General features: G+C 70.4%; 8 protein-coding genes. All 8 read right to left on the bottom strand.

Annotation, left to right across the window (positions count from 1 at the left end; translation table 11 throughout):
- Positions 1-2: 2 nt before the first annotated feature.
- Entirely contained in the window at positions 3-2,348 is a 2,346-nt protein-coding gene (locus tag ACFVSU_RS08355; RefSeq protein WP_387140742.1) for a beta-galactosidase, read from the bottom strand.
- Positions 2,345-3,865, bottom strand: a complete 1,521-nt coding sequence (locus ACFVSU_RS08350; protein WP_387140739.1) for an alpha-N-arabinofuranosidase — start codon at positions 3,863-3,865, stop codon at positions 2,345-2,347. Before ACFVSU_RS08350 ends, ACFVSU_RS08355 begins: the two co-directional genes overlap by 4 nt.
- A gap of 90 nt (positions 3,866-3,955) precedes the next feature.
- Entirely contained in the window at positions 3,956-5,236 is a 1,281-nt protein-coding gene (locus ACFVSU_RS08345) for an ABC transporter substrate-binding protein (RefSeq protein WP_387140736.1), read from the bottom strand.
- 32 nt (positions 5,237-5,268) lie between these two features.
- A complete protein-coding gene (locus ACFVSU_RS08340) occupies positions 5,269-7,347 on the bottom strand; it encodes a beta-galactosidase (RefSeq protein WP_387140733.1) in 2,079 nt (692 codons plus the stop codon).
- 47 nt (positions 7,348-7,394) lie between these two features.
- A complete protein-coding gene (locus ACFVSU_RS08335; RefSeq protein ID WP_387140730.1) occupies positions 7,395-8,042 on the bottom strand; it encodes a DUF624 domain-containing protein in 648 nt (215 codons plus the stop codon).
- A 9-nt stretch (positions 8,043-8,051) separates the two neighbouring features.
- Entirely contained in the window at positions 8,052-8,975 is a 924-nt protein-coding gene (locus ACFVSU_RS08330; protein ID WP_387140726.1) for a carbohydrate ABC transporter permease, read from the bottom strand.
- Positions 8,972-9,967: a carbohydrate ABC transporter permease gene (locus tag ACFVSU_RS08325; RefSeq protein WP_387140723.1), complete on the bottom strand. Its 996-nt coding sequence runs from the start codon at positions 9,965-9,967 to the stop codon at positions 8,972-8,974. The genes ACFVSU_RS08330 and ACFVSU_RS08325 overlap by 4 nt, the downstream gene beginning before the upstream one ends.
- A gap of 75 nt (positions 9,968-10,042) precedes the next feature.
- Positions 10,043-11,347 (bottom strand): ABC transporter substrate-binding protein, encoded by a 1,305-nt coding sequence (locus ACFVSU_RS08320; RefSeq protein WP_387140720.1) that lies wholly within the window; start codon positions 11,345-11,347, stop codon positions 10,043-10,045.
- Between the last annotated feature and the right edge of the window lie 85 nt (positions 11,348-11,432).

The following is an 11,432-nucleotide window of genomic DNA, read 5'->3' as shown; positions in this document are numbered from 1 at the left end:
CTCTAGCGGATCTCGCGCCACCGGGCGCGCTGGTCGATGCGGGCGTCGGCGAGCTCGCACAGCCCGTCGGCCGATGCCTCGAGGCGGGCCGCGGCATCCGCCGGCAGATGCACGCCGGTGTCGCGCCGCAGCGGAAGGACGTGCAGCTCGACGCTCGCGTCGGGGCCGGCGCCGATGTCACGAAGGTTCGCGACGAGTTCGGAGCCGTCCCAGAACCGGTCGGTCGCGGTCACGCCGTCGACACGCAGCTGCGCGACGTCGCCCGCCCATCGCACGCGGAGCACGGCGTCGGCATCGAGTCCCTCGGGGATCTCGAGCCGGTACACCGCCGCGTGGGCGTCGAGCACGGTGTCGTCGGGCGCCGCCTGCCGGCCGTCGCGCGAGCCGTACTCCCCGGACGGCGAGCTCGCCTCGCGGAGGAGGCGGACATCGATGGTCCCCACGCCCCCTCCACGCGCCGCTGGCGCGTCGCGCGGAGCCTCCGGGCGCGTGGGCCCAGCCTCGGCCCCGGCCCCGTCCACGTGCTCCCAGTCCGGCGTGAGCCAGGATCCGTCCACGTACTCCCGCACGTCGGGGGCTTCGCCGCTCGCGCGTACCGAGACGCGGCCTGCCGCGTCCCACGTGAGCTCGTCCGATGACACGAAGAGGCGTCGGCCGCCCGCCGCCGCGTCGACGACCCACACCCGCGGGGCATCCGCGGCGGGGAGCACGAGCACGTCGAGCGCAGCGCCGTCCGCCTCTTCGATCCGCACCGGCGCGGCACCCGGCGTCACGGCGTGGGCGAAGCGGTCGTGCGCGACCTCCACGGGGATGCCGGCGTCCTCGATCAGGACGAGCGTCGGCGGGGCGTCCGCCGGCCCCGGCAGCACGGTGACCGCAGACGCCGTGGCCCAGTCGATCGTGACGCCGCCGACCTCGAGTCCGAGCGGCCAGCGCGCGAGGGTGCCGGACGGGATGTCGACCGGCGCGCTCGGCAGCTCGACCGTGCCGTGGCGCGTGTCGACGCTGAGGCGTGCCCCGCGATATGCCGGCAGCGGCACGTGCGGCTGGTGCCGGCCGATGAAGACGAACCCCGAGCCGTCGTCGGCACGCACGGCCCAGCGAAGGGTGTCGGCGTCCTCGACGCCCGACGGCCGCACCTCGGGCAGGTACGACGCCATCGGCGCGAGCCGCTCGCCGAACGCCTCGACGAACGCGTGCTGCAGGCGCAGGGCCGCGTGGCTCGGCGCCGTGCGGCCGGACTCGCCGATGGGCGCGTGGAAGTCGTAGCTCAGCCGCGTCATGTCGTTGGGGTAACCCGTGGCCTGCGTCTCCTCGAGACCCGGCCCGGGGTTCGTGCCCCCGGCGTACATGTAGTAGCCCTGCCACGCCGAGCCGCTGCCGAGCTTGGCGTGTGCGACCGCGGCGATGTCGAGCGCGTCGAGGCGCGGCCGGCGGTGGTAGGCCGTGGCCATGCCGCCGCCGAGCTCGCACGTCGCGGCGGGGAACCACGGCGACAGCTCGGAGCGGTGGGCGGCCTCCTCGCCGCGCACGTCCGCGCCGATCCCGGGGTCGTCCCAGGTGTCGGAGAAGAAGTAGTGCGCGCGGAACGTCGGGTCCCACGGCTCGCCGGGGTCGACCCAGAAGCCGTCGCCGTAGCCGCCCCACAGCGGCAGCACCTCGGGGTCCGGCAGATCCGCGCCACCCCACGCCGTCGCGGTCCATAGCGGCGCGGACAACCCGGCCTCGCGCGCCAGCCCCTTGAGGGTGGCGAGGTGGCCGGGCTGGTCGTACAGCTCGTTGTCGAGCTGGATCCCGAGCACGGTCTCCGGCGTGCAGCGCCCGTCGAGTGCGGCCGCGAGCCGGCCGAACCACTCCCGGACGAGCTCGAGGTAGGCGGGGTCGTCGGTGCGGTGCTGCACGGGCAGCTCCTGCACCCAGTCGGGGAACCCGCCGTTGCGCATCTCGCCGTGTGCCCAGGGTCCGATCCGCAGGATGATCTCGAGGCCCTCGGCGCGCACCGCGTCGACGAATGCCGCGACGTCGTAGCGCCCGTCGAAGCGGGTCTCGCCCCGCACCGGCTCGTGGTGCAGCCAGAAGACGTAGGTCGACACGACCGAGATGCCGCCGGCGCGCATCAGCCGCAGGCGCTCGGTCCACCGCTCGCGCGGCACGCGCGTGTAGTGCAGCTCGCCCGACACCGGCAGCCACGGGCGTCCGTCACGGCGCAGCGAGCGGCTGGTGAGAGAGAGTCCCGGTCGGACGTCCTCGGTGTTCGCCATGGCCGGGCGCCGCTCCGCGCGGGGCTGTCCGGTCAGGTCGGCGCGCAGCATCCGTGTCTCCGTGTCGAGGCTGGAAGCAGTGCTCACGCGAGCCGCACCGCCGTCCACGACACGGCCGGCAGCGCCAGCGACAGCAGTTCGCCGTCGACGGATGCCTCGGCCTCGCGCACGCCGACACGCTCGCGGTCTTCGAGCGTGTTGGCCGCGTACAGGTCGTCCTCGTGCAGGAGGTGCGACTCGACGACCGCGACCTCACGGCCGAGAGCCCGCACCAGCGGAGCGAGGTCGACGCGCAGGTCCGCGGCATCCGTCGTCGAACGGTTCACGACGAACAGCGACACGCCCTCGTCGTCGATCGTGGCGACGGCGTTCACCGTCTCGACCTCGCCGAGCTTCTCGCTCGTGAACGTGCCCGCCGACACCGGCACGCGCACGGCGCGGCCGTGCGCGAGACGCGACGTGATCGAGAAAGGGAAGAACGTGGTCTGCCGCCACGCGGGACCGCCCGGCTCGGTCATGATCGGTGCGATCACGTTGACGAGCTGCGCGAGCGACGCCGAGCGCACGCGGTCGGCGTGCTGCAGGAGCGTGATCATGAGGTCGCCGAACACCACGGCGTCGAGGGCGTGGTACTTGTCTTCAAGCAGTCGCGGCGCGACCGGCCAGCCCTTCTCCTCGGGCTTGTCGTTCTGCCCGCCCTCGTCGTCGTGGAGGTACCAGACGTTCCACTCGTCGAACGAGATCATGATGCGCTTGTCGCTCTTCTTCGTGGCGGCGACCGTGTCGGCGATAGCGACGACCGATTCGATGAAGCGCGCCATGTCGACGCCCGACGCCAGGAACTCCTGCGCGTTCCCGCCCAGCTCCTGGTAGTAGGAGTGGCACGAGATGAACTCGACGTCGTCGAACGTGTGCTCGAGCACGGTGCGCTCCCACGAGCCGAACGTCGGCATCGAGCGGGCGGACGAGCCGCACACCACGAGCTCCACGCCGGGGTCCAGCATCCGCATCGCCTTCGCCGTGCGAGAAGCGAGCTTGCCGTAGTCGTCGGCGTTGCGGTGCCCGACCTGCCACGGGCCGTCCATCTCGTTGCCGAGGCACCACATCTTCACGCCGAACGCTGAATCGCGGCCGTTGGCCGCGCGCTGCGCCGTCCATGCGGTCTCGGCGTCGGAGTTGGCGTACTCGAGCAGGTCGAGCGCCTCCTGCGTCCCGCGGGTGCCGAGGTTGACGGCGAGCATGAGCTCGCTCCCGACGCGGTCGAGCCACGTCTGGAACTCGTGCAGCCCGACCTCGTTGGTCTCGGTCGAGTGCCACGCGAGGTCGAGGCGTCGCGGGCGCTCGGCGACCGGGCCGACGCCGTCCTCCCAGCGGTAGCCCGACACGAAGTTGCCGCCGGGGTAGCGGATGGTCGAGACGCCCAGCTCCTTCACGAGCTCGATGACGTCGGTGCGGAAGCCGTCGGCGTCGGCGGACGGGTGCCCCGGCTCGAAGATGCCGTCGTAGATGTGGCGGCCGAGGTGCTCGACGAAGCCGCCGAACAGGCGGCGGTCGATGTCGGCGATCTCGTAGTGCGGGTCGAGCCGCGCGGTGGCGTCGGTCATGAGGAGATCCTCTCGGGATTCTGATGGGAAGTCCGGATGCCGCGGCACGAAGTTCGTGCCGCGGCATCCGTTCCGCGATTCGGTCCGGGGTCAGCCGAGGATGGCGTCCGCCTCGGCGAAGAACTGCGTCACGGCGTCGTCGACGGAGAGCACACCGAGGCCGATCGACTTGCCGGCGTCCCAGAAGGCCTGCTCGAGCGAGCCGTAGCCGACCACCGGGACGGGCGGGGCGTCTCCGATGCGGTCGGCAGCCGACTCGATGTAGTCGGCGACCTGCTTGTCAGCGCCCTCGAGCGTGGTGCCCTCGAGCTTGGACGACGATGCCGGGAAGCCGAGCGTGGTGCCGAAGATCTCGCCGGCCTCGGGGCTGTTCACCACGAAGTCGAGGAAGAGGGCCGCGGCCTCGGGGTGCTCGGTGTTCGCGGCGATCGCGACCTGGAGGCCGGCCTGACGGTACAGGTCCTTCGAGCCCTGCTTGGCGGTGGGCGGTGCGACGAGCGAGATCGACGACGAGCCCGAGTCGGCGAGGTAGCCGCCGAGGAAGTTGCTCCAGCTCATCTCGCTCGCCGTGATGGCGGCGCCGAAGCCGGACTTCGGCGAGAGCTCCTCGAGCTTCTGCTGCGGCACGGTGACGCCGTCGCGGATCTCGGCGCCGGACTCCCAGAACTCGCGCAGGTCGTCCTCGGTGAAGCCGAGTTCGCCGTCGTCGGTGTAGAGGTTCTCGCCGTTCGCGCGCAGCTGCAGCTCGAAGACCTGGATGCGCTGCGTGTAGTCGGTGCCGCCGTACACGGCGCCGCCGGTGGCGTCGGTGACGGAGGCCATCCACTCGTCGAAGTCGGCGAAGCTCGTGCCGCCCTCGGGCGTCTCGACCCCGGCCTGCGCGACGAGGTCGTCGTTGACGAAGTTCGCCCACAGGCTGTAGCCGGTCGGGAGCGAGTACTGCACGCCGTCCAGGGCGCCCGTGCCGAGCAGCGACTCCTCGAACGTCGTGGTGTCGATGTAGTCCGAGACGTCGGCGAGGTCGAGCAGGTTGCCGGACTCCGCGTACTGGCGCAGGTAGCTGTCGGAGAACTGGAAGACGTCGGGGAGGCCGCCGCCGGCAGCCTCGGTCTGGCGCTTCTCCCAGAAGCTCGGGAAGTCCGTGAACGACGTGTTGATCGTGATGTTCGGGTACTCCTCGTTGAACGCCGCGATCAGATCGTTGTAGCGGGTCGCACGGTCGTCGTTGCCCCAGAACGCGAAGTCGAGGGTGACCTTCTCGTCGGGATCGAACGCGGCGTCGTCCGAGGCGCCGCCGGAGCAGCCCGAGAGGACGAGCGCGGCGCCCGCGGTCAGGGCGGCGGCCGCGAGCAGGGTACGAGGTGCAGGCATGGAGGTGCTCCAGTCTTCTGTTCTGATGGGGGTCAGGAGTGGGCGACGGCGGCGCGTGCGGAGTCCGCGGCGGTGCCCGTGGTGCTGACGGGAGCCGACACGAAGGCGACCCCCTGTCCGTCGAGCACGACGCGCTCGACGGCGACGCCGGTCTCGGCATCCGTGCCGTCGATCGTGATCTCGACCCGCGCGTCGCCGTGGTTGATGAGGGTGACCAGATCGCCCCGGCGAGCGGCCTCGACGCCTGCGGGCAGGTCCGCCACGACGGGTCGGACACCGGATGCCTCGACCACGGCCGCGACGATCGCGTCGAGCGCGTCGGCGCTGGGTTGGGTCGCGGTGTACCAGGCCTCGCCCGAGCCGAAGCGGTGGCGGGTGAGCGCCGGCGAGCCGGACTGCAGGCCCGAGGAGAACGTCGCGACCGCCGTCGCGCCGGTCGCGTGGATCGCCTCGGCGACCAGGCGGCCGGACCGCTCCGCTCCGTTCAGGTCGAACGTGACCGCGCCGCGGCCGGCGGCGTCGCGCGCGGCCTGGACGGCGTCGCTGCTCAGGGCTCCGACGCCCGAGCCTCCGGAGGACTGGCCCGCGAGGACGCCGAAGTCCTCGAAGCGCAGCCCCAGCACCGGGCCGAGCTGCGTCAGGAAGCCGCCGTCGCGGAAGTGGTCGTGCGCGTCGACGATGTCGGTGAACGGCCCGGTGAGGAGCGTTCCGCCGTCGTCGACGAACCGGGCGAGCGCCGAGGCGCCCTCGTCGCGCAGCAGATACAGCGCCGGGGCGACCGCGAGGGCGTAGCCGTGGTCGACCTCCTCGGGAGCGACGATGTCGACCTGGATGTTCCGCGCGTGGAACGCGCCGTACCACTCGAGCACGAGCGCGAGGTAGTCGATCTCGGTGGGGTGGTCGCGCTCTTCGACCGCCCACCAGTTCTCCCAGTCGAACACCAGGGCGACCTGTGCGTCGCGGCCCGGTGCCGGGAGCGCCGGGAGCGCGGCGAGGCGCGCGCCGAGCTCGGTCACCGCGTCCCAGGTGCGGGTCTCGGTGCCGGCGTGCGGGAGCATCGCCGAGTGGAACTTCTCGCTGCCGGCGCGGGACTGCCGCCACTGGAAGAACATGATGCCGTCGGCGCCGCGGGCGATGGACTGCGCGGACTCGGCGGCCAGGGCGCCCGGCCGCTTGCCGGGGTTCGCGGGCCGCCAGTTGACGGCATCCGTCGCCTGCTCCCACAGCAGCCACGGCACGCCGGGCTTGAGTGAGCGGACGAGGTCGCGCTGGAAGGCGGCGTCGCGCACGCGGTTCGGGTTGGCGGGGTCGGGATAGCAGTCGTCGGCGATGACGTCCATGTGCGGCGCCCACTTGCGATAGTCCGCGGGCTTGAACGGGCCCATGAAGTTCGTCGTGATCGGCTGCGTCGCGCCGGCGCCCTGCAGGATCTCGCGCTCCATGAGGTAGCACTCGAGCAGCATGTCGCTCGTGAACCGTCGCCAGTCGAGCATCGACGACGGGTTGTGGCTGTAGGGGGCGAGGCGCGGCGGGAAGATCTCGTCGAACGAGCCGTAGCGCTGCGACCAGAAGCTCGTGCCCCACGCGTCGTTGAGCGCGTCGACGGTGGCGTACCGCTTGTGGAGCCAGTCCCGGTACGCGTCGCGCGCAGCATCCGAGAAGTCCATCCAGAGGTGGCAGCCGAACTCGTTGCCGACGTGCCACATCGCCACGGCGGGGTGATCCACGTAGCGCTCGGCCAGCCGGCGCACCAGCTCGCCGGCCAGGCGCCGGTAGGTCGGCGACGACGGGGCGAAGTGCTGACGGCTGCCCGGCCAGTACGACGCACCCGACTCGTTCGCCGGAAGCGTCTCGGGGTAGTTCTTGCTCACCCACGGCGGGGGAGAGGCGGTCGCGGTCGCGAGGTTCACCGCGATGCCGCCGGCGTGGAGCTTCTCGATGACGGTGTCGAGCCACGCGAAGTCCCACACGCCCTCGGCGGGCTGGATGCGCGACCACGCGAAGATGCCGAGGCTCACGATGTTGACGCCGGCCTCCTGCATGAGGCGGACGTCCTCGTCCCACACCTCCTCGGGCCACTGGTCGGGGTTGTAGTCGGCGCCGTACAGCACGTCGAGCAGCTCCTTCTGGCTGGTCTTGCGATCGAGAGAGGTGGGGGTCAGCGGCGGCCGCGGCGCGCCGGGAGGGCGACGACGGCGAAGGTGGCGCAGCCGAGTCCGGCGATGATGAGCGGCGCGAGCATCCAGGTCATCACGCCGACCAGCACGGCGGCGGCCGCGAGGTACAGGGCGGCGATCGGGTCCGAGGCGAGGGACGACGGGATGCTGCGCACCGCCGCCCGCCAGCCGCGCTCGGGTGTCCACGCGCCCGCGGCGACGAGCAGCGCGACCGCGCCGACGACGAGGCCGGCCCAGCCGACGAGGGAGATGAGGCCGCCGCCGGGGAGGGCGCCGGAGTTCGCGAGGTAGATGTCGAGCGTGAGCACGAACGTGATCGCGACCGCGGCGATGCCGACGATCAGGCCGCCGGGCAGCGCCCGGCGCCAGTCCTGCCAGAACGTGCGCACGTGCGACTGCTCCGCGTTCACGTAGCGACGCAGGTGACGGATGCCGGCGGCCAGCGCCGCGGGCAGCGTGACGACGAGGATCCCGGCCGCGGTGACCAGCAGCCCGGTGAGCAGCACCTCGCCGAACAGGGCGAAGGCTCCCTTGGCGCCCGGGTAGCGGGCCGGAGCCCGCTCCTCGAGCGTCGGTCCGGCTCCGGACGCGTCGGCGCGACGCGCGGCGCGGAGTTCTCGGCGGTCCATGGTGGGGTCCTATCCCTTGAGTCCCTGCGTGGCGACGCCGTCGACGAGGAAGCGCTGGAACACGAGGAAGAAGAGCAGGACGGGGATCAGCGCGATGAACGACGCGGTGACGGTGGCGCCGTAGTCGCTCACGCTGGTCTGGTCGTTGTAGAGGCGCAGCGCGATGGGCAGCGGGTAGTTCTCGGGGCTCGTCAGGTAGAGGAGGGGTCCGAGGAAGTCGTTCCAGGCCCAGATGAACGCGAAGATCGAGCAGGTGATCAGGGCGGGCTTGATCAGCGGCAGGATGATCGACCAGAAGATGCGCATGTGTCCGGCGCCGTCGATGCGGGCGGCCTCGTCCATGTCGCGGGGCATCTGCCGGATGAACTGCACCAGCAGGAACACGAAGAACGCTTCGGTGGCGAGGAACTTCGGCAGCAGCAGCGGCCAGAACGTGTCGATCATGTCGAGGCGCTGGAAGATGATGTACTGCGGGATGATCACGACGTGGAACGGCAGCAGCAGGGTGCCGATCATCGCGGCGAACAGGATGCCGAGGCCCTTGAACTGGATGCGGGCGAACGCGTACGCGGCCAGCGACGACGACAGCAGCACACCGATCACGGAGCCCGCGGCGATGATGAACGAGTTCAGGAAGAACCGCCACATCGGCACCCCCGCGATGCCCTCCATCACCTTCGCGTAGTTGGCGATGGTGGGGTTCTCGGGGAGCAGGCCCATGTTGGAGCCGAACTCGCTGTTGGGCTTGAAGGTCGAGAACAGCAGCCAGACCAGCGGGTAGAGCACGATCGCGGTGACGGCGATGAGCACGACGAACCAGATCACGGTCTGCCAGGTGCCGCGCTTGACCTTGCGGCGGGGCGGCTGCGGGGTGGCGTCGACCTGGTTCTCGAGGGTGGCGATGGCGGGTTCGCCGAAGCTTGTGGTGCTCATCGGTTGTCTCCGGCGTAGTGGACCCAGGAGCGCTGGGTGCGGAAAAGGATGAAGGCGATGACGGCGACGACGATCAGCAGCACCCACGCGATGGCGGCGGCGTAGCCCATCTGGCCGTCCGAGAAGCCGCGCTTGTAGAGGTAGAGGGTGATGAAGTTGGTCATGCCGGCGGGGCCGCCGGTGCCGTTGGAGATGATGTAGGCCGAGCTGAAGACCTGGAACGCGCCGATCAGGCCGAGCAGCAGGTTGAAGAAGATCACCGGGGAGAGCATCGGCAGCGTGACCGCGCGGAAACGATGCCAGGGACCGGCGCCGTCCATCTCAGCGGCCTCGTAGAGCTCCTTGGGGATCTGCTTGAGGCCGGCGAGGAAGATGACCATGGTGGCGCCGAACATCCAGATCGCGAGGAGGATCATCGCCGGCAGCACCAGTGCGGGGTTGCCGATCCAGCCGCCGAGGTCGATGCCGATGGCGGAGAGCGCGTTGTCGACGGGGCCGTCGGAGGCGAACATGGCGCGCCACACGATCGCGACCGACACCGAGCCGCCGATGAGGGAGGGGGCGTAGAACGCGGAGCGGAAGAAGCCGGCACCCTTGTCGCGGTAGTTGAGGAGCATCGCCACGCCGAGCGCGGCCGCCAGGGTGATCGGGGTGCCGACGAGGACGTAGATCATGGTGATCTGCGCGGACTGCATGAACGCCGGGTCGTTCGTGAACATCCGGACGTAGTTGTCGAAGCCGATCCACTTCGGCGGCGCGAAGATGTTGTACTTCGTGAACGACAGGTACAGCGAGTACGCCATCGGGATCAGCGTGAGGCCGAAGAACCCGACCAGCCACGGGATCAGGAACCCGTACCCCGCCAGCGTCTCCTTCGCGACCCGGCCGCGCTGACCCGGCCTATTCACATGCTCAGGGCTGCTCCGGCGGAACAGGGACCGGCGTGAGGACTTCTCACCGGTCACGATGACTCTGGTCGCTGTGGTGCTCACGAGACTCTCCGATACGGGTTGTGGAGTAGTGGTTTTCCGGGCCCGGGCGCATCGTACGCCCGGACCCGGAAGCTGTCACTGGTTGAGGACGACGTCCATCTCGGCGAAGAACTGCGAGACCGCGTCATCGACCGTGACGGTGCCGAAGTTGAGCTCGGTACCCAGCTGGCGGAACTTCTCCTCGAGCGTGCCGTAGCCCACGATCGGAACCGGCGGGGCGTCGCCGAGGCGGTCGGCGATCGACGCCTCGTAGTCCTTGACCTGCTGGCTCAGCGGGTCGAGCTCGGCCGCCTCGAGGGCGGTCTCCGAGGCCGGGAGGCCGCGGTTGGTGCCGAAGATCTCACCCGACTGGGGCGAGTTCACGAGGAAGTTGACGAGCGTCGCCGCCGCCTCGGGGTGCTCGGTGTTGGCCGAGATGGTGTGGAGCATGGACGGCTTCAGGTACAGGTCCTTCGCGCCTTCCTTGGTCACCGGGGGAGCGATGAGGCCGAGCTCGGTGTAGCCCTCGCCGAGACCGGCGAGGTAGCCCGCGCCGAAGTTGTCCCAGGTCAGCTCGCTCGCCGTCAGCGCGCTGTCGAAGGCGCCCTTCGGGGCGACCTCTTCCACACGCTGCTGCGGGATGCCGATGCCGTCCTCGCGGATCGGTGCGCCGGACTCCCAGAACTCGGTGAGGCGCTTCTCGTCGAAGCCGGGCGTGCCGTCCTCGTTGAAGAGGTTCTTGCCCTCCGAGCGCAGCTGCAGCTCGAAGTTCTGGATGCGGCCGGTGTAGTCGCCGCCGCCCCAGAACTCGCCGCCGGCGCCGTCGGTGACCTCGCCCATCCAGTCGGTGTAGTCGTCCCAGCTGCCGCCTTCGAACTCTTCGACGCCGGCCTTCTCGAGCAGGACCGGGTTGGTGAACAGGCCCCACGCGTTGGTGGAGGTCGTGATGCCGTAGGTGGTGTCGTCGACGACGCCGATGTTGAGGATGTTCTCGGGCAGCGGGTCGGTCTCGATGATGTTGCCGAGGTACGGGTCGAGGTCGAGCAGCAGGCCGTTCTCGGAGTACTGGCGCAGGTACGAGTAGTCGAACTGCATGACGTCGGGGAGGTTGCCGCCGGCGGCCTCGGTCTGGCGCTTCTCCCAGAACTCGGGGAAGGTGAGGAACGTGGAGTTCACCGTGATGTTCGGGTACTCCTCGTTGAACGCCGCGATGGCCTCGTTGTAGAGCCCGGCGCGGACGTCGTTGCCCCAGAACGCGAGGTCGAGGGTGACCTTCTCGTTCGGGTCGAATGTGGGTGCGGCGTCGGGGGTCTCGTCGCTGCCGCCGGCGCAGCCGGCCAGCACGAGGGCGGCGCCGGCCGCGATGGCGGCGACGGCGAGTGCCCGCTTCTTGCTGAACATCCTTGTCCTCCTTGTGAACGTCTGCGTTCGCGGTTCCGCGTGAGACGTTCGTCGTCTGTGTGTGCGGTGTGGGGCGCTCTGTGGT

Source organism: Microbacterium sp. NPDC058062, from assembly GCF_042885375.1.
GTDB classification, from domain to species: Bacteria; Actinomycetota; Actinomycetes; order Actinomycetales; family Microbacteriaceae; genus Microbacterium; species Microbacterium trichothecenolyticum_C.
This window is presented reverse-complemented; position numbering and strand designations above follow the sequence as displayed.